The sequence below is a fragment of the Longimonas haloalkaliphila genome (genome assembly GCF_055379825.1).
This window is the reverse complement of record NZ_AP043948.1, coordinates 280472-298691: the sequence shown is the minus strand read 5'-3', so window position 1 is coordinate 298691 and position 18220 is coordinate 280472. Positions and strand designations below refer to the sequence as shown.

The window sequence follows — 18220 nt, the reverse complement described above, 5'->3', positions numbered from 1 at the left end:
CGGCAGTTATTTCTCCTTACGAAAGACATACCATCTGTTTATTCAGGAAGCTTTAGTCCGGTCGCATCGATGTTTTACGCATGTCTTATCCCATTCTCATCCTACCACCCTCTTTGTTCATTCTCCCTGCGTGCAAATGGGTTACTTAAGTAGCGAAGCATACTGGAAAGCTGTTCACGCGCACATCGATGCTCTCCTTGACCTCCCAATAGAAGAGCACGATGCATATCTTGATGCCCACTGTGGCGATATTGCAATGCGTCGCGACGTAAAGTCCTGGCTCGGCTACATTTACTCCCCATCAAATGTGCTTGACGAGTCGGTGGTAACCTATGCACAGGCGCTGCTTGCCGATCACCGGCCTCCACGTCGCCCCCCGCTCTGGAGCGATCCCTCAACCATGCACGAGTCGGATGCTGAAAACAATGGCTCCTCGCAGGAAAATCAGTCCGGTCAACGTTTAGAGCAGCCAGGCCCCTTTTTGCAAGACGAACTTGAACAACCGAGACCGCGCTCTGTCACAGAATCAGAAAGCGGGTGCAAAGGGGAATCGGTCGCTAAAGAAGAGAAAACGGGTGTATCCTCGAAGCGATCTGAGTGGATGCTCTGGGCTGTTAGCGTTATTTCGATTGTTGGAGCGCTGTTCTGGTGGTATACACAAGGGTGAGCAGCCGCTCGGAGCCCAAATCAAGAAATCAAAACGGACTCTACAGAGCGTAGAAAACCGAAAGGCCGTGCATGGCGTGCACGGCCTTTTGTCATACGTGTCAATACGTTCTGATGCATCAGGGGACCCCGGAGGACCCGGGGATACGCACAGGCCGTGTTGTCTGCTCTACGCGTTAATTACCGAAGTAGCAGCCATGCTATCGCCCCAGCGCTGCTGATCGCTGCGTGTGAGCACGCGATAGGCCTCGTACAGAACAATGATCAAAGCCGCAAACGAGAGCGGAAGCGCCAGCAACCAGCCGAGAAAGGGGATCTCTGCGAGCAGTGCGGTAACACCGCCAATCGCAAACATCCAGTTCCGACGCACCGATGTTTCGATGTCCATGGCACGTCCATCGGCACGCTTCACCTTGAGGCCCATCAGGTGCTTCCCGATAGAGCGCTGGTTCATGAAATCGAGCGAGAGACCGTCGCGCACGAGGAAGTAGGCTGCGCCGAGCACGGGACCGATAACAGGAATCCATGTGACTACCATGGCAAGGATAGAGTCGATAAGCAGGGCCAGAAATCGGGTACCTTTGCCAGGAGACGTTTCAGACGTTTCAGACGTTTCAGACGTTTCAGACATAGTAGATGACGCGTTGATGTTTGTAGGGTCCGGGGGAGACGTTGGCATCAGGGGGGGCAGCTTGTGAGCAAGACGGAAACAAGAGAACCTGTATAATCATGCGTAAAAGGCAATCCAAGCAGGACACGCCCGCCCGGAGGCCCTGCTATCACGGCAGAACGGCCAACGGCTCTAGAAGACGCTACATAGACAGCGAAGCCCCCGGCAGCGTTGACGGCTGCTGGAGGCTTCGCGTTGAATCGTACGACCCGGCGGCGCAGAGCTCAAGAACTGGGCGTTATGTTACACCTCGACTGGCTCCGCCTTGGGCTCTGTTTCGAATGTCAGACCGCTTTCGTCGTGGGCGAGTTCGATGTGCACGGTGTCGCCATCGCTGATCCAGCCGCTGAGTAGCTCTTCAGCGAGCGGATTGGCCACCTGGCGCTGCATCACTCGCTTGAGCGGACGCGCGCCAAACGCGGGATCGTAGCCGCGGTCGGCGAGCCAGTCTTTGGCAGCGTCGCTTAGCTCCAGCGTAAGATGGTGATTCTTTGCCGCGATCCGACCGATACGCTCCATTTGAATCTCCACGATCTGCCGGATCTCTTTGCGTCCGAGCGAACGAAACATTACGATGTCGTCGATGCGGTTCAAGAACTCGGGGCGCAGCTTCCGCTTCAGGAGCTGCATGATCTTCTCTTCGAGCTCCTGCTGCTCCGCATCCGACAGAAAGCCGTCGTCGGCGCGGTCCATGCGCTCAGTGATAACTTCAGAGCCCAGGTTGCTCGTCATGATGATGATCGTGTTTGTGAAGTCGACCGTGCGGCCCTGGTTGTCGGTCAGGCGCCCGTCGTCGAGCACCTGCAACAGCGTGTTGAAGACTTCGTTGTGGGCTTTCTCGATCTCATCGAAGAGCACGACCGAGTACGGCTTACGGCGCACCTGTTCGGTGAGCTGCCCGCCTTCTTCGTAGCCCACGTAGCCGGGCGCAGCGCCGATGAGGCGGCTCACGGTGTGGCGCTCCTGGTACTCGCTCATGTCGATGCGCACCATTGCGTCTTCGTCGTTGAAGAGGAAGTGCGCGAGCGACTTTGCGAGTTCGGTTTTGCCTACGCCGGTCGTCCCCAGGAAAATAAACGAGCCAATGGGACGCGACGCCTCCTGCAGGCCTGCGCGTCCGCGGCGCACGGCATCAGAGACGGCTTTGATCGCTTCAGGCTGCCCCACCACGCGCTGTGCAAGCTCGTCCTCCATGCGCAGCAGCTTCTGCCGTTCGCTTTCGAGCATACGGCTCACCGGAATGCCCGTCCACCGCGACACGATGTCGGCGATATCCTCATCGTCGATCTCTTCCTTCAAGAGCGCACCGTCTTCTTGGATCGAAGCCAGTTTCTCGTTGGCTGCCTTCGTCTCCTCTTCCAGGTCAGGAATGCGTCCGTAGCGGATTTCGGCGACGGCGTCGTATTTGCCCTCGCGCTCCAGATTCTCCGCCTCCACGCGCAGCTGGTCGATCTCTTCTTTCGCAGCGCGCACCGTCTGAATCAGGTCTTTCTCCTCTTTCCAGCGCGACCGCAGCGCATCCCGCTCATCTTCAAGGTTTGCAATTTGCTGGTTGATAGAGGCCAGCTTCTCGTCGTCCTCGTCGCGCTTGACCGCCTCGCGCTCAATCTCAAGCTGACGAATATCGCGCTCCAGCTGGTCGAGCTCAGCCGGCATCGAGTCAATTTCGATGCGTAGCTGCGCCGCCGACTCGTCGATCAAGTCGATGGCCTTATCGGGCAGGAAACGGTCGGTAATGTAGCGCTCGCTCAGTTCCGCCGCTGCTACCAGCGCGCTGTCCTGGATGCGAATGCCGTGGTGCACCTCGTAGCGCTCCTTCAGCCCGCGCAAAATCGAGATGGTGTCTTCGATGCTGGGCTCGTCAACGACCACCTTCTGGAAGCGGCGCTCCAGGGCACGGTCTTTCTCAAAGTGCTTGCGGAACTCGTCGAGCGTGGTGGCGCCAATCGCGCGCAGCTCGCCCCGCGCCAGCGCCGGCTTCAAGATATTGGCAGCGTCCATGGCGCCCTCGGTAGCACCTGCCCCGACGAGCGTGTGGATCTCGTCGATGAAGAGGATCAGCTCGCCATCCGATTCGCTAACCTCTTTGACGACGGCCTTCAGGCGGTCCTCAAATTCGCCGCGGTACTTGGCTCCGGCAATGAGGGCCCCCATGTCGAGCGCCACAATCCGCTTTGACCGCATGCTCTCGGGCACGTCGCCCTGCACGATGCGCGTGGCAATGCCCTCGGCAATGGCGGTTTTACCCACGCCGGCCTCGCCAATCAGTACCGGATTGTTCTTCGTGCGCCGCGACAGAATGCGCAGCACGCGCCGGATCTCCTGGTCGCGCCCAATCACCGGGTCGATCTTGCCCTTGCGCGCCAGCTCGTTCAAGTCGCGTGCGAAACGGTCGAGCGCCTCATAACGGCTCTCGGCGTGCGGATCGTCGGCGCGCTGCGTACCGCGCACGTCATCCATCACGTCGAGCAGCGTCTCCTTCGACGCGCCCTGATCGCGCAGCGCCTGCCCGGTGGTGTCTTTGCCCTCAACGAGCCCCACGAGCAGGTGCTCGGTCGATACGTACTCATCGCCCATCACGTCGGCCTCGGCGCGGGCCCGGTCGAACACCTTTTTCAGGTCATCGCCCAGGTACTGCCCCGATACGCTGGCCCCTGACACCTTGGGAAGCTTATCGAGTGCCGTATCCGCTTGTTTTTGCAGGCGATCGATGTTGGCACCAATGCGCCGCAGAATCGATACAGCAATCCCTTCCGGATCGCTCAGTACGGCTTTGAGCACGTGGGCAGGCTCTACGCCCTGATGCTGGTGCGAGGCCGCAATCTCCATCGCCTTCTGCACGGCCTCTTGCGCCTTAACGGTAAACTTCTGTAGATTCATACTATATCTCTTATGCTGCCGAGTAAACAATTCGATATCGTGCAATGCAGGCCATCATGCACCTGGGTACTTCATGGCTCGCACGCACCCTGCAAACAGGTCGAAAAGCATACCACGCTATACAATGCTGCCAGCATGACAGAGGTAAGCAGGCCCAGCCCCACTCTCACTTCCGATCGTGCACCGAATGTCAGGTCGGGTTGCCGGGGCGTCAGGAGGAGTCAGAGGGATGCGTCAGCGCGGCGGCTTCGTGCTGCGTACCGAGCCATTTCGGCAGGTAAGGGTCTTCATGAAGCGCATCGTCTCGTAGGCGCGCCGCATGCGCCCGCTCCAAAATTCGGATGCTCGCCGGACACCGGATCAACCAACGCCGCAGGCCGCTGAAATCGCTCCGGGGCGGTACCCGTTTGCGTGCTGTAAAACAGAAGACGGGGTAAGCCAGAGCGAGCAAGACCGGCCCAATGCCTTGCATATGCAAGAGATCGTCTGAAATTCCACAATTCTTTGTTGCCTTTCCGCACTTTGACCACGAAGGCAGGAAGCAATTGATGGGTCGCTCTGCTATGTTCATGGACGTGCCGCCTGCGCTATCTCTTGGCGCATCTGCGCGGTTGCGATGCGCTGCCGACCGAATCACTGGACTGACCATTTCCTCATGGACGTACAAACAGCAACAGACACAGGCTCTATCGTCGAAATCGTAGGCCCGGTGGTGGACGTAGAGTTCCCGCCGGATGCGGTGCCCGACATCCTCAGTGCGCTCGTTATTGAGCGCGAAACGGGTGAGGATCTCATTCTCGAGGTGCAGCAGCACCTGGGCGAGCGCCGCGTGCGCTCCATCGCCATGGATACTACCGACGGCCTCCAGCGAGGCCAGGCGGTGAAACAGACCGGAGGTCCGATCTCGGTTCCTATCGGCGAATCCATTCGTGGGCGCCTGTTCGACGTTACCGGTCAGGCGGTTGACGGGCTGCCGGAGCCCGAGACCGACGAGCGCCGTGCCATCCACCAGCCGTCGCCTGCATACGACCAGCTGGCGTCGTCGGTCGAGATGCTCGAAACAGGCATTAAGGTGATCGACCTCATCCAGCCGGTCCCGAAAGGCGGTAAAGTTGGTCTGTTCGGCGGTGCTGGCGTGGGCAAGACCGTGCTCATCCAGGAGCTGATTAACAACATTGCGAAGGCGCACGAAGGCCTCTCGGTGTTCAGCGGCGTGGGCGAGCGCACCCGCGAAGGCAACGACTTGCTTCGTGAAATGCTCGAATCGGGCGTAATGACCTACGGCGAAGAGTTCGATGAGGTCATGGAAGAAGGCGGCTGGGATCTTGACAAGGTCGACATGGACGCCGTGAAGACCTCAAACCTGGCGCTTGTATTCGGCCAGATGAACGAGCCGCCGGGAGCACGTGCCCGCGTTGGACTCACAGGCCTCACCATTGCAGAGTACTTCCGCGATCTGGGCGGACGTGACGTGCTGTTCTTCCTTGACAACATCTTCCGCTTCGTCCAGGCAGGTTCAGAGGTGTCGGCCCTCATGGGGCGCATGCCGAGTGCTGTGGGATACCAGCCTACCCTGGCCAGCGAAATGGGCGACCTGCAGGAGCGCATTACCTCCACGCAGAAAGGGTCAATTACGTCGTTCCAGGCTGTTTACGTACCTGCTGATGACTTGACTGACCCCGCTCCGGCCACTACGTTTGCTCACCTCGATGCCACTACGGTGCTGTCGCGTCAGCTGTCTGCGCAGGGTATCTATCCGGCTATTGACCCGCTCGACTCCAACAGCCAGATTCTGAATGAGCGTACCGTCGGGAAAGAGCACTATCGCACCGCGCAAGAGGTGAAGCGCATTCTGCAGCGCTACAAAGAGCTGCAGGACATCATCGCTATTCTCGGAATGGACGAGCTCTCTGACGAAGACAAGCAGGCCGTGAACCGCGCCCGCCGCGTACAGCGCTTCCTCAGCCAGCCGTTCTTCGTGGCCGAGCAGTTTACGGGCACGCCCGGCGTATACGTCTCGATCGAAGAGACCATTCGTGGCTTCCGCATGATCCTGGATGGCGAGCTTGATCACCTGCCCGAACAGGCGTTCCTGCTGAAGGGAACCATCGAGGAGGTCATCGAAGCCGGCGAGAAGATGCTGGCTGAAGACGACGCGTAACGTTCATCCCTGGGCCGCCTCAGTTAGGGGCGGCCTGGCCCTATCCCTCTGTTTCTATGGCCGACCAACTCCAAGTTGACATTGTAACCCCCGCCGGACGCGCGTTTGAGGGCGAGGCCCGTGGCGTAAAAGCACCGGGTATCAAAGGGTCGTTTGAAGTGCTGCGCAACCACGCGCCCATGATCGCCGCGTTTGGCATCGGGCAGCTGGTTGTGAAGACGCAGGACGCGTACGAAGACCTCACGATCAGCGACGGACGCATCGAGTTTGCGACCAGCGGTGGGTTTCTGGAAGTGCTCGATAACCGCGTTATCGTGCTAGCGGAGACGGTTGAACCGGCCTCCGATATTGATACCGAGCGCGCCGAAGCCGCCGAGCAGCGCGCGCTACAGCGCCTGCGCGAAAGCACCTCGCCCGACGAGCGCGAGGAGGCGCAGGAGGCTCTCGACCGGGCACGCAACCGCCTGCGCGTCTCAATGAGTGGCATGTGATGAGCGGCGTGTGATACCGTCTCCGCGTGCTCCGATGCGAGATAGAGGTATGGTAATGTGTGAACGGCCAAACGAGTACTAACGCCTCTCCTTCCATTCCCACACGAGGCCGACTGACGAAGAGTACCTGGGGCACCGTCTCTGCCTTCGACCAACTGCTACTTGCCTGCGCCCATCTCGACTTTCGGGATGGGCGTTTTTGATGGTTTTGATGGAGACGCTCCACGTGTGTCCGCTGTCGTGCCCAGTACGGGAGTCCCAGCACGGAGTCCCAGCACGGAATCTACATGCGGACTTCTGCCACATTCACTGTTTTTAATACTGCACCCTGTGTCTATGCTGATCGACGATCTTTCTACCCCCGCCCTGCTGGTTGACCTGAATCGCCTGACCGACAACATCGAGCGGATGCAGGCCAAAGCCGTTGACCAAGGGGTTGCGCTGCGCCCACATGCCAAGACACACAAGTCCCCCGATATTGCCCGGCGCCAGCGCGACGCGGGCGCTGTGGGCCTGACCGTTGCGACCGTCGACGAGGCGGAGCAGTTTGTTGACGCAGGCTTCACCGACATCACCATTGCGTACCCGATGGTAGGCCGGCATATGCATGAGCGGATTCAGGCCCTGCGCACCCGGGCTACGATCCGCTTCTGCGTGGATACGCCCGAAGGCATCGAGCAGGCTGCAGCCGCCTACACGGCAGACGACCCGGTTGAGGTGCTACTCGAAATCGACACGGGACACGGGCGCTGCGGGACCGCGCACGATAGCGATGCGACTGTCTCCTGCGCGCGACATGCTATCGAGGCGCCATCGCTGCGGCTGGCGGGCGTGCTCACGCATGCGGGGCAGGGATACAGCGGTCCACAGAATGGCGAGACGCCTGAGGAGGCGCTGCGCCGCGCATCCCACCAGGAAACCCGCGGCATTCTGCACGCGGCGGCACGAATCTATGAGGAGGCGACGCCGCAGGTGCCGAAAGACGCGTTTATCGTGAGCACTGGGTCGACGCCAACGATGCGGTTTTTTGAGAACACCGAGCACGAGGGCCTGCACATCACCGAAATACGTCCGGGTAACTACGTATTTTACGACGCCATGCAGCAGAGCCTGGGTGTGTGTCCGCTCGACCATTGCGCGCTTACGGTTTACACGCAGGTCGTAAGTCGCCACCGGGCGCCCAACGGCACCGAAAAGGTGTTTCTGGATGCGGGCAAGAAGGTGATGACGACGGACACCGGGCCGCGGACTACGGGGTTTGGGATTCCGCTCTACAACGCAGCATACATGCGCGAGCATCCGCATGCGCAGATTACGAATCTGTCGGAGGAGCACGGCTGGATGCAGGTGCCAGGCGGCGCCACGATGGGCGTCGGCGACCGGCTGCGGGTGGTGCCAAACCATGCGTGTGTGACCGTGGCCACGCAGCCGGTGCTGTACGCTGTAGATCGCGACGAGGTTGTGGATACGTGGCCCGTGCTGCAGCGCCAAGTGCAAGCGACGTAAGTCACGGCATGTGCAGGTTTCCTTCCTCCTTTGTTGATCGCCGCCTTGTCGCAGAATGCGCGGTCCTCACATCCCCCATTCCCTCACGCTGTTCGGGATTTCCCCCTTCGCGAAGGGGAAATGTCGCGTAGCCACAAAGGGGGATATACGCCCAAAAGGATAATGGAAAACTTGCACACGGCGTTAAGTCCGCCCTGAGTACTCAAGAGGCGGTATGGTGTACGCGAATGCTTCGCGCGAACGTTTGGGGGGTTGACGCGTGCGCTTATGCTGCATTCGCATTGCTTGTGTTCGTTAACCTGCTCGTGGCTTCATGACCCCCTCGCTGTCTCCCTTACTCGACGACCGTTTGTATGCCGACTTGCTTGTGCGCATCGGCGAAATTGCGCAGCACGAAGGCATTGAAGCATATGCGGTAGGAGGACTCGTGCGCGACCTGCTCCTCGATCGCTCCACCACCGACCTGGACTTCGTGACGGTGGGGGAGGGAACCGGCATTGCGTTGGCCGAAGCGGTAGCGGACGATCTGGGCGGCACGAAGGCGCACGTGTATCCGAACTTCGGTACGGCTGCCATTCGGCTGCCCGCGCCGTGGGCGCCTGGCGTTGACGAAGACGCTGATCCGCTTGTGTTGGAGTTTGTGGCGGCACGCAAAGAGAGCTATCGGCGTTCCTCGCGCAAGCCGATCGTGGAAGACGGCACGCTCGAAGACGACCAGCACCGCCGCGACTTCACGATCAACGCGATGGCGATGCACCTGCATCCCGCCCGCTTCGGGGCGTTGATCGACCCGTTCGACGGGCAGCGCGACCTGGACCGCGAGACGATCGACACGCCCCTCGACCCGGTAGAGACGTTCGACGACGATCCGCTGCGCATGGTGCGCGCCGCGCGGTTTGCTACGCAGCTCGCGTTTCGGGTGTCCGACCGCGTGTTCGAGGCGATGAAAGACCGCGCCGACCGCGTCGAGATCTTGAGTCAGGAACGCATCACCGACGAGCTCAACAAGATCTTGCGGGCCGATACGCCTTCGATCGGATTCAAGATTATGGAGGCGACAGGCATTCTTGCGCATCTTCTCCCACTCGTGCAGCGCCTGAAGGGCGTAGAGGAACGCGACGGGCGTGGCCACAAAGACAACTTCTACCATACGCTCAAGGTGCTCGACAACCTCGCCGAGCGCACCGCCGACCGCGATGATGAGAATGTATTGTGGCTGCGGTGGGCGGCCCTTTTCCACGACATCGCCAAGCCCGACACCAAGCGCTACTCCAAGAAAGACGGCTGGACGTTCCACGGGCACGAGCACAAAGGGGCGCGCATGATCCCGGACCTCTTCCGGCGTTTGAAGCTGCCAATGGATGAGCGCATGCAGTATGTCAAAAAGCTGATCTACCTGCACCATCGCCCCATCGCGCTGGTTGATGAGGACGTGACCGACTCGGCTGTGCGACGCCTACTCTACGAAGCGGGCGACGATGTCGATGACCTGATGACGCTCGTACGCAGCGATGTGACCTCGGGCAATCCGCGTCGCCGCCGCCGCTACCTGCGGGCGTTCGACCGCGTGGAAAAGAAGATGGCCGAGGTTGAGGAGAAAGACCGCCTGCGCAACTTTGAGCCGCCCGTCGACGGCTACGAGATCATGAAGACGCTTGGCATCGACGAAGGCGTAGCCGTGGGCATTGCCAAGACCTGGATCCGCGAGGCGATCTTAGACGGCAAGATCCCCAACGAGCACGACGCAGCGTTCGACTACCTCATGCAGGTCAAAGACGAAGCGCTGCGGCGCGGTGAGCTGTTTGAGACGATGCTCCACCGGCTCAGTGGTCCCGAGCGCCGGGCCACGGGCGCGATCAAAGAAGCCGTGTTCAACGACGATCTGCCGGATGACGAAGACGACGCGCTGGCATATCTTGAACGCGTAAAACGCGATACGCTGACGCCCGCCGAACCTGCCTCGTCTGACTGACTTCGCCGCTATGCCCGATTCCAACACGTCACTCTCTGGTGCCGACGCCTCCACCAAAGTCGCCACGCTGGCGCGGCTGGCTGCGTGGCTGGTCCGTGGCGTGGGGTGGTTTGCAGTGGGCTCGCTGCTGGCTGGACTTGGCGCCTGGTGGGTGCTCTTCGGCGGATGGCCCGCGCACGGTTTCGCGCAGCTGCTCGCGGTGGGGCTGGGCGGACTCCTGCTCCTTCCGGCTGCTGTGCTTGCGCTCTTCTACCAGGGACTGCGCGACCTGATGGCGCTGCCCGAGCACATCCGCAACCAGATCGAAACCGACAAGCATGCAGCCGCCGATACCGCTCGCGCAATGATGCCAGAGAACAAGAGCAGAAAGAAAGGCAGCCGGCTGTGGCGGTTCGTGAAAGGTATCTGGGCGCTGCGCACGGCGATTATGGAGAGCAAGGGCCTGCTCATTCGGTACGGCGCGATGATCCGGTTCGTAAATCCGTGGTCGATGCTCGCTGTGCTGGCCGCCACCGCAGCGACCGTTGTGCTGGGGGCATTTGCGCTCGTAGGTGGTACGCTACGTCTGCTGATCGGGTAACCGTATCTTCTTCATGAACCTTAACAACTTCATGAGTCTCAACAACGGCCCGATGTCCCGTCTTTCCGCTGTGCTCGCCGGCGCTGCCCTGCTTTTGCTTGCCTCCGCGCCCTCTGTCGCATACGCCGCGTTGCCTGCTCTGCCTGATACCACCACCTTCGATCTCGACGAGCACCGGTGGACACACCGTCCACTGCTCATTTTTGCGCCGAGTGATACGAGCGTGGCGCTTACCAGCCAGCACGAACGCCTCGATCGCCAGCACGACGGACTCCGCGAGCGCGACATGGTCGTCGTAACGCTGCGTGCCAGCGGCACCAGCACCTATGAGGGTACGCCGCTCCATGCCGACACCGCTGCGCGCCTGCGTACCCGGTTCGAGGTTGCACGTGATGCCTTTCGGGTGCTGCTTATCGGCAAAGACGGCACCGAAAAACGTCGCTACGACGAGGTGACCGCCCCAGAAACTATCTTTCAGGTCATCGACGCCATGCCCATGCGCCAGCGCGAAATGCGCCGCGACAGCACCGATGCGAAATAGGGCAGTTCCCTATCGTTCTGGGCTCACCCCGGCCGCACGCGGTGCGTGGCTGTTGCGCGATAGGGATCATCAGGCCAGTAGTGCTTGGGATAGCGGCCCTTTATCTCCTTCTTAACCTCAAAGTACGTCTCGTCCCAGAAGTGCGCCAGATCCTGGGTGATCTGCACCGGACGCTGCGCTATGCTCTTCATGATATCAACGGTTGTTTTTCATGCTGGTGGCGGATCGAAGTCAATTTCTTCCTCAGTGATCATCACGCGGCGCTTCAGGTGCACGCTGATATCGCGGATGTCGCTCCAGAGCTGGCAGAACTCGACGCGGCCGAGCGGCCCCTCCTCTGGACTGAGACGAAATGCGCTGTGGTCTTCACGCCGAAAAACGATTGCACCATCGTAGCGGACGTGCTCACTGTCGTAGGAGGGCCCGCTACTTCCTTCTGAGGCGATCACTCGCTCAAAGATGTCGATTTTATGCACAGGGGGCACGCCCTGAAAAGGTTTCATCGTGAGCGTATTCGCCACATTCCCCGCCTGTGCTCGTTTGATGTCAGCAGGATGCGATGCACGGCAAACCTGCAGATGACCGTAATGCCACCCACCCGGTGTGTCGCCCCGCTCGTTCTCTACTACTATGTAGTCTCCGCTCTCGGTGCGAAGCGAAAAGCTCGGCGAAAGAACGTGATGCGAGCCTTGCAGCTTCACGTTTGCCTGATGAAGCACCAAAGAGGGCAGAGAACTACCGAGGAGTCGGTGCAACTGGCGCACCCCTTTCTCGTCGATTAAGGCTTTGTCGGTAAATTCCTTCATCTGTGAGATGCCTTTTACCAGTTTCCGAATCTTATTTCCCGCCACGAGTCGCTGGGACCGAAAGGACCGCCGACTCGAATAGTGGGAAGACCTTCTGACGAAGACTCGTAGAGAGTCATCGTAGTCGGATTGTTGGAATTTCCAAATTCGATGACGTCTGGAATATTTCCAGAGGGTGGCCGATTGGCATACTTCCGAGAGAAGTTGCCAAAGACACCCCGCGCATTGCCTTCCATCAGGCGATATACCCGGTTGCTATCGCCTGCGCGTTGTCCTAGTCTACTGGCATCGTAGAGCACGTCAAGATCGCCAATGGTGTTCGCAAAGTCCCCCATGTTTTGGGCCAATCGGGGGAAGTACTGCGAACTGTGCAGTGCGCCAATTACGTCGGTGTGTCAGTTTTGGCTGGAGTGCTTTTCAGCCTTGAACGTGCTAAATATCTCCAAGAAGTCCTTGTCGATGAGTTGACCCGCCGCGCAGTCGTGCCCTTCCAGAAGCACAGTCTGGCGTCAGATTCAGAACGGTTCACGTGCTATCGTCCGCTACAGAACAAGGCAACGCGACTACTGCTTTGTTGCCCTGTCCTCGTTAATGATCTGACTTACCTTGCACCCCTCAATCACTTCGTGGATTTCGGCGGGGTCGCTGCTGATGCCCAGCAGCCCGGCAATGCTTGAGTCATCTACAAAGAGCAGAAGTTGCTGATCGCCAGCTTGCTCGAAAAGCACGGCCTTATCGAAACTGACACGCTCGGTGAAGCCGCGTTCATGGTTTTCCTCCTCGCACTCGTAGCGGTACACCGCGATGCGCTCGATTGGTGCCGAAGGTGGGGACGTGTAGAACTCCGGCTCCCTGAAACTAATGCCCGTCCACGGGAAAATCGGCCCATTCTTTTTCTCACTGTATTGTTCACTCGTCCATTTAGGAGCTTTTTCCAAGTAGCGCGCTTCGATCCGGAAAGCATTCATGGCGAAGTGCTCTGTGTCGGCCCAATCCGGGAACGCGACGGTAACGAGACCGCCTGGCACAGGCAACGCGATCTTTTCGGTGCGTAGGCGCGGTGATTTTCCCGCAACCAGGTGTGCTCGTAGGCTCGAACAAAGACCGGCCCGTAACGACTGGCCCACGAGTCGTGAGAGAGATTCGAGCGTGCTTTCGTCAGCACTCCATTCAATTTCGGTCGGTGCAGTGTGTGTGTTGTTAGAGGACTCCATATCAAAACTGTCCAAATCGGATTTCTCGATAGCTGTCGGTCGGACCGAATGGTCCTTGAATCTCGATGGTCGGCAAGTTATTGTCTGTAGACGACCGCCGCAGAATCATGGTCGTATTGCCATTGTCGATAATGTCGGGAATGCTGCCAGTCGGAGCGCGTCCCTCCCATTTCCGAGAGAAGTTGCTGAAGACATCACGGGCGTTGCCGTCCATGAGGCGGTAGACGCGGTAGCTATCACCGCTGCGCTGCCCGATCCGACTCGCGGTGTCAGTCCTTGCATACTGACTTAAGCCTTCGCTCCGATTTCAACGCATGAGGTAGTTGCGCTCAAAACGACTCTGGTAGAGCGTAGGGACATGCTCAAGGTATTCTCGGATTTGCTCTTCGTCTGTACCTGGGCATTCAGCAATGAAGGACTCCAGAACTGTCCATTCTGCATTTAACACACCAATGTTATACGGTTCGGAGCTGACGAACCCCCAGTCAGGTCGCCTTCCAAACATATAAAAATCAATCGGTTGCCCTTCGATATGATACTGACCCGCATCGTCAAATTCACCAGTGTGCTGCCGCAGTTGGAAGACAATTCCTACGTGTTCACTCTCCTCGTTCAAAGCCCCTCTGTCCAGGACGACAAACTCATTCTCTCCAAGGCGACGCAATACTCGTTCTATGCCGCGGTAGTCTCTTCGCAAAAAATAAGGTTGCGGATGGTATACGGTGATTTCTGCCGTGTGTGAGAATACTTGGTTGGGAAGCCATGGCGCCCCGTCCTCTTCGCCACTGTGCTGAAACAACGTCATGAAGGACGCACGCCACTCCTCCTCAAAAGTGCGTCTCGATAGCTTAGAGCGCTGATACATGCGCATGGTGCAATCTCCCAATTTGAGCGAGTGAGAGGGTACCTTTGGACTTCTGTGTTATTCACCAAATCGTATCTTCACGATTGACCCATCCGGCCTGCGAAATTGAAGTGTCCATCGTCCGGGGTCTCCTGTTGTGGAAGGATACCGCGTGAGTACGGTCCCGTCAGGTGCCGTCGCTGTCCATGACCCAGGCGGCTTGTCGGGAAAGTATCCCTCTTACGAGGGAAAGTCAACATACCAGGTTTTATCATGGTGAGCACGCAAAGAACTGCGAGCCCGGAGCACGCCGAACCATTTCCACGGCGTTCAGCAGATGGCTTTTGAGCAGACGGTTCCCTTACAGGTCTGACTGTTGCTGTCGTGATAGAGCAAACCACTTGTTAGCATTCACAACAAGAAAGTAGATCGTCAGTGACCAGAGAACACTGTTCAGTAAAACTAAGCCCCACCCAAACACAATGCTCCACCCCTCCCCGACCGAGTAAAACGAGGCTGGGATAAGAGATACGGGAAAGCTTAATGCCGAGAAGATATATCTACTCACCTGGTGTCCCAGCAAAGGATCAACAGGCATATCTCCACGAGGCAACGCGCCACCCAGTGCAATTAGCCCCGTGACGACGTACAAGCCCAGGTGCAGGACAACACCTGTAAATATAAGAGTTGATGCTTTAGTCTCGCTTAGCATACCCACAGTTTATTCACTTAAATATAATCAGTTTATGACATCAATAGTCCGTGCAGGTTGAGACGGCGGTGATCGCGGTCAGAGGGCCATGCGCCCGGTGCGGATCACCGATTGAATCCGGGGATCTGTTCGGTCATACTCGGCGCTGAGGCCCAATTGGGATAAAAGATGACTCACGAGCAGCCGATTGTAGGCTTCGCGGCGGTAGGTCCGCTTTGAACACGCGCTCTTCTGCGCCGGGAGCCAAAGCAGGTTCGCCGTAGCGACGGACATGTTCAGATGGAAGTCGAACTTCTCCTGGCTGCGGGCCTGACAGTGCGTGAGTCCCGTGTGCTGCTTGGCATCGCGAATGACCTGTTCCGCTCCATCTGAGCCCTCTTCATTTGGGCCCTCTCCTGAGCCCGCTCCACCGGGGCCGAGCAGAAGGACGACCCGGAGATCGCGCCCAAAGTGTGGGCTGTTGGCTACCGTGGTGAGGATCCGAACCTCCGGCTGACCTGGGAGACGGCCCACCTCGTCGAACCGGCGCCTGAGTTCGTCGGGGTCGTCCCAGTCAATTTTGCCGTCGTACTGCTTGGGCCGGCCCGGGCCGTTGCGTCGAGGGCCAGTGTACAGGTAGCGCAGATTCGCATCCGAGCGGAGCCGCGTGATCAGATCGCCGCCCAGATCGGTCACGGTATCGAAGACCTTCTGCTTCGCGTAGAAGCCATCCCCCACCCAGTAGGAGACGCCCAGTTCGGTAAGCGTCTCGTACAGATCGGTGATCTGCTCCAGATAAAAGTCTACGCGGGAGTATTCGCCGGTCTTGTATTCGCCGGTCTCGTTTGCCGAGAGATCAGAAGGCGTCTGGGTGGCATCGACCCCGAAGGCGCGGCGGCTCTGTGTTGCAACGACGCCGAGAATCGATACTTCCAGTCCCTTCTTCGAGCGCCCCGCCAACGATGAAAAGAATCGACCGAGGCCCCACGTCTTGCTTCCGCTTTTGGGCAGAAAGCTACAATCGAACACCCCGATGATCGGCTCGTCTGGATGCCGACGCGAGCGCACCATCGTCAGGTTGAACCAACCCCACTGAAACGCCTTCTGGAAATGGCGACGGAAGGTTTGCTCGTGCAGCGGGCTGAAGCGGGCCAAGTTCGTGAAGTTGACGCGTCCCCGAAGAGCACAGACCGCTTCAAACAGCGTCTGTAGGAACCGGCGTTGCCAGGATCCGATGTTGCAGTTGTAAATGTCCGTCATTTTTCGGAAGATAGTAGATACCACAGGCGCAAACAGCGGTTGTGGGAGCATAGGCCGTAGGGGCTCGGGATTCGTTTGGTCGCGAACCGTACCTTACGGCCTATCGCTTTTTCATGCAAATCTGCCCCGTACCTGCACGGAGTGTTGGACATGGGGTGTATATGTAAATCATGAGATTGGTCGCAGTATCCTGCTCCTCTCTTTATGAGATTTCCTATAGCCGAAGATCGCCTGCGTCCTCGTCGACACTGGACAACATCCGGTGATTAAACACAAAGAGTCACATACAATTAGGGGCCTTTTGTTAGTCGAGAGATGTATTACCGCACCCCCATCGACTCTGTGTTTCTGGACATCGCCATAATTGGAGCGTTCCATCGTCGCGTGCCTCTAAAATTCGTGATTCTATCTCATTTGGGTATAAGTTACCTATCATTCTTCCCACGGCGTTATTATGTAAGTCCATATTTGTGGCATGCTCGTCTAAAACCATTTCATCGGTTTCTCCTTTATCTGGTGTCTCATGTGCATCTGCCCATTTTTTTGCAACCGTTGACCCAATTCGTTTGGCCATTTCGGCATTCCACATAGCATGTCTTAAAGCATCTTGTGGGTCATTCCAGCCCCCCATTTCATCTCCGCCCATTGGCTCAACATCTGATGACCATTCAAACGCTATCTCTGCAGATGTTGCAACATCTGACCATGTTGTTGGATGTTGGACTGCAACCCATTTCTCAGCATTGTTTAGTCTGTTGTAGTCATCTGGGGGGATGCCTTCGGGTGCGTTGGCTGGAGGAAGAGGCTCATTTGGGCTGTCCCCATCTCCCGGACACTGAATACAACAGCTCTGGGTGGCTGCTCCGAACACGGAAAACGAGGGCGCTACCGCGATTACTCTGTCATCGTCATTAAAACAATCATCACCAGGTTCAAACGCAGTAGAACAATCGTCATTGTCTCCGCCACTGCTTCCGTCGTCGCCACCTCCAGGAGGATCAGGGGCTGGGGGTGGATCTTCACTGGGCGGATTAGGATCCTGTGGTGGGTCAGGCCAGGGATCATGATCCCCATCATCAGGCCAATCACTTCCCCCTTCATCACCATCGTCGGGCGGCCAGTTCCCACCTCCAGCATCACCACCCCCTCCGCCGCCGCTACCTCCATCGCCTCCGCCCCCGCCAGGTCCATCACATGACTGCGGCACGTACAAGGCTGATCCCACATCGGTCGTGTGAGCGGTTTCGGTGATGCATACATCGGCATCAGCACATGCGGTTTTCTCCTGCTCGATCGTCGCATACGACGGGTTCACATGCGCCTGGGTAGACCAGCCCAGTTGGGCAACGATCTGGCGCTTTACGTCGGCCTGGCCTGGCACCCGGCAGTACGCCTCCCGAAGTACCGTGCCATCGGGACTGCGCAGCTGATAACGCAGTTGCACTGCATCCAGAGACTCCTCCGACGCGCGAACCGGTTGGGACCAAGTTTCAGAGAGGCGTAGGATGATCGTGTCATACTGAAACGAGGCGTCGCTGAGGCGCTGCATATCGGTCGTGCTTTGCTCAACAGCGCTTGGCCCCGCCTTCCATGCGCTGAGTTGCCCCAAATCCCAATTCGCTGTAGACCGCATGCGAATGTGGCATCGGAACGGGGCGCGAGCGGCCTCTTCTTCTGTAGATGCTCGCTGGATGTGAAGCGCAAACTTCTCGACAGAGGATTGCGATGCCGGATTTGATGGTGGGGCAGTAACACGGCTATCGACCGGCTCCGACAGATCACTGTCTACCGCTGTGTCACACCCAACGAGCATGAGCACACTTACAAGTACAAGTGCAGGGCCTGCACCTATAAGTCGCACTGTTCTGACGAAAGAAGATTGATTTTGTCTTGTAAATTGGGTTGCGATCTGTGCAAATAAACGCATTGACAGCTTAG

The 18220-nt window shown here is 58.3% G+C and carries 16 protein-coding genes and 1 pseudogene; 7 read left to right on the top strand and 10 right to left on the bottom strand.

Annotation, left to right across the window (positions count from 1 at the left end; genetic code table 11):
- Positions 1-136: 136 nt before the first annotated feature.
- On the top strand, positions 137-667 hold the full coding sequence (locus ACZ48V_RS01160) for a hypothetical protein (RefSeq protein ID WP_464540823.1): 531 nt from the start codon (positions 137-139) through the stop codon (positions 665-667).
- Between the two features lie 168 nt (positions 668-835).
- Here ACZ48V_RS01160 and ACZ48V_RS01155 read toward each other — a convergent pair whose 3' ends face one another.
- The gene (locus ACZ48V_RS01155) at positions 836-1297 is read right to left on the bottom strand and encodes an RDD family protein (protein WP_464540821.1); all 462 of its coding nucleotides are present in this window, start codon (positions 1295-1297) and stop codon (positions 836-838) included.
- A 282-nt stretch (positions 1298-1579) separates the two neighbouring features.
- The gene (gene clpB, locus ACZ48V_RS01150) at positions 1580-4216 is read right to left on the bottom strand and encodes an ATP-dependent chaperone ClpB (RefSeq protein WP_464540819.1); all 2637 of its coding nucleotides are present in this window, start codon (positions 4214-4216) and stop codon (positions 1580-1582) included.
- Between the two features lie 655 nt (positions 4217-4871).
- Between clpB and atpD the strand changes: the two genes are divergently transcribed.
- The 6 genes from atpD to ACZ48V_RS01120 all read left to right on the top strand — a co-directional run bounded on the left by atpD (position 4872) and on the right by ACZ48V_RS01120 (position 11467).
- Positions 4872-6377 (top strand): F0F1 ATP synthase subunit beta, encoded by a 1506-nt coding sequence (gene atpD / locus ACZ48V_RS01145; protein ID WP_464540817.1) that lies wholly within the window; start codon positions 4872-4874, stop codon positions 6375-6377.
- A gap of 56 nt (positions 6378-6433) precedes the next feature.
- A complete protein-coding gene (gene atpC / locus ACZ48V_RS01140; protein WP_464540815.1) occupies positions 6434-6868 on the top strand; it encodes an ATP synthase F1 subunit epsilon in 435 nt (144 codons plus the stop codon).
- Positions 6869-7204: 336 nt separating this feature from the next.
- Positions 7205-8374, top strand: a complete 1170-nt coding sequence (locus ACZ48V_RS01135; RefSeq protein ID WP_464540813.1) for an alanine racemase — start codon at positions 7205-7207, stop codon at positions 8372-8374.
- Between the two features lie 313 nt (positions 8375-8687).
- Entirely contained in the window at positions 8688-10346 is a 1659-nt protein-coding gene (locus ACZ48V_RS01130; RefSeq protein WP_464540811.1) for a CCA tRNA nucleotidyltransferase, read from the top strand.
- A 10-nt stretch (positions 10347-10356) separates the two neighbouring features.
- A complete protein-coding gene (locus ACZ48V_RS01125; protein WP_464540809.1) occupies positions 10357-10926 on the top strand; it encodes a hypothetical protein in 570 nt (189 codons plus the stop codon).
- A 52-nt stretch (positions 10927-10978) separates the two neighbouring features.
- On the top strand, positions 10979-11467 hold the full coding sequence (locus tag ACZ48V_RS01120) for a DUF4174 domain-containing protein (protein WP_464540807.1): 489 nt from the start codon (positions 10979-10981) through the stop codon (positions 11465-11467).
- A gap of 23 nt (positions 11468-11490) precedes the next feature.
- Here ACZ48V_RS01120 and ACZ48V_RS01115 read toward each other — a convergent pair.
- From ACZ48V_RS01115 to ACZ48V_RS01080, 8 genes and pseudogenes are all read right to left on the bottom strand, one after another.
- Positions 11491-11652 (bottom strand): annotated as a pseudogene (locus tag ACZ48V_RS01115) (ATP-dependent helicase C-terminal domain-containing protein); the annotation flags it as partial.
- 24 nt (positions 11653-11676) lie between these two features.
- Entirely contained in the window at positions 11677-12273 is a 597-nt protein-coding gene (locus ACZ48V_RS01110; protein WP_464540805.1) for a hypothetical protein, read from the bottom strand.
- A gap of 563 nt (positions 12274-12836) precedes the next feature.
- Positions 12837-13487: a hypothetical protein gene (locus ACZ48V_RS01105; RefSeq protein WP_464540803.1), complete on the bottom strand. Its 651-nt coding sequence runs from the start codon at positions 13485-13487 to the stop codon at positions 12837-12839.
- A gap of 1 nt (position 13488) precedes the next feature.
- Positions 13489-13701 (bottom strand): hypothetical protein, encoded by a 213-nt coding sequence (locus tag ACZ48V_RS01100; protein ID WP_464540802.1) that lies wholly within the window; start codon positions 13699-13701, stop codon positions 13489-13491.
- 93 nt (positions 13702-13794) lie between these two features.
- Complete coding sequence (locus tag ACZ48V_RS01095) at positions 13795-14292, bottom strand: hypothetical protein (RefSeq protein WP_464540800.1); 498 nt, start codon at positions 14290-14292, stop codon at positions 13795-13797.
- 829 nt (positions 14293-15121) lie between these two features.
- The gene (locus tag ACZ48V_RS01090) at positions 15122-16282 is read right to left on the bottom strand and encodes a transposase (protein ID WP_464540798.1); all 1161 of its coding nucleotides are present in this window, start codon (positions 16280-16282) and stop codon (positions 15122-15124) included.
- Between the two features lie 304 nt (positions 16283-16586).
- On the bottom strand, positions 16587-17153 hold the full coding sequence (locus ACZ48V_RS01085) for a DUF6973 domain-containing protein (protein WP_464540796.1): 567 nt from the start codon (positions 17151-17153) through the stop codon (positions 16587-16589).
- 23 nt (positions 17154-17176) lie between these two features.
- Positions 17177-17509 (bottom strand): hypothetical protein, encoded by a 333-nt coding sequence (locus ACZ48V_RS01080; protein WP_464540794.1) that lies wholly within the window; start codon positions 17507-17509, stop codon positions 17177-17179.
- Between the last annotated feature and the right edge of the window lie 711 nt (positions 17510-18220).

Excerpts from the sequence above, each read along its gene's own strand:
- atpC (WP_464540815.1), top strand. The coding sequence starts at position 6,434 with ATGGCCGACCAACTCCAAGTTGACATTGTAACCCCCGCCGGACGCGCG.
- ACZ48V_RS01125 (WP_464540809.1), top strand. The coding sequence starts at position 10,357 with ATGCCCGATTCCAACACGTCACTCTCTGGTGCCGACGCCTCCACCAAA.
- ACZ48V_RS01155 (WP_464540821.1), bottom strand. The coding sequence starts at position 1,297 with ATGTCTGAAACGTCTGAAACGTCTGAAACGTCTGAAACGTCTCCTGGC.
- clpB (WP_464540819.1), bottom strand. The coding sequence starts at position 4,216 with ATGAATCTACAGAAGTTTACCGTTAAGGCGCAAGAGGCCGTGCAGAAG.
- ACZ48V_RS01100 (WP_464540802.1), bottom strand. The coding sequence starts at position 13,701 with ATGGACGGCAACGCCCGTGATGTCTTCAGCAACTTCTCTCGGAAATGG.
- ACZ48V_RS01135 (WP_464540813.1), top strand. The coding sequence starts at position 7,205 with ATGCTGATCGACGATCTTTCTACCCCCGCCCTGCTGGTTGACCTGAAT.
- ACZ48V_RS01120 (WP_464540807.1), top strand. The coding sequence starts at position 10,979 with ATGTCCCGTCTTTCCGCTGTGCTCGCCGGCGCTGCCCTGCTTTTGCTT.
- ACZ48V_RS01080 (WP_464540794.1), bottom strand. The coding sequence starts at position 17,509 with ATGTGGGATCAGCCTTGTACGTGCCGCAGTCATGTGATGGACCTGGCG.
- ACZ48V_RS01110 (WP_464540805.1), bottom strand. The coding sequence starts at position 12,273 with ATGAAGGAATTTACCGACAAAGCCTTAATCGACGAGAAAGGGGTGCGC.
- ACZ48V_RS01105 (WP_464540803.1), bottom strand. The coding sequence starts at position 13,487 with ATGGAGTCCTCTAACAACACACACACTGCACCGACCGAAATTGAATGG.
- ACZ48V_RS01090 (WP_464540798.1), bottom strand. The coding sequence starts at position 16,282 with ATGACGGACATTTACAACTGCAACATCGGATCCTGGCAACGCCGGTTC.
- ACZ48V_RS01160 (WP_464540823.1), top strand. The coding sequence starts at position 137 with ATGGGTTACTTAAGTAGCGAAGCATACTGGAAAGCTGTTCACGCGCAC.
- ACZ48V_RS01095 (WP_464540800.1), bottom strand. The coding sequence starts at position 14,292 with ATGACGTTGTTTCAGCACAGTGGCGAAGAGGACGGGGCGCCATGGCTT.
- ACZ48V_RS01130 (WP_464540811.1), top strand. The coding sequence starts at position 8,688 with ATGACCCCCTCGCTGTCTCCCTTACTCGACGACCGTTTGTATGCCGAC.
- atpD (WP_464540817.1), top strand. The coding sequence starts at position 4,872 with ATGGACGTACAAACAGCAACAGACACAGGCTCTATCGTCGAAATCGTA.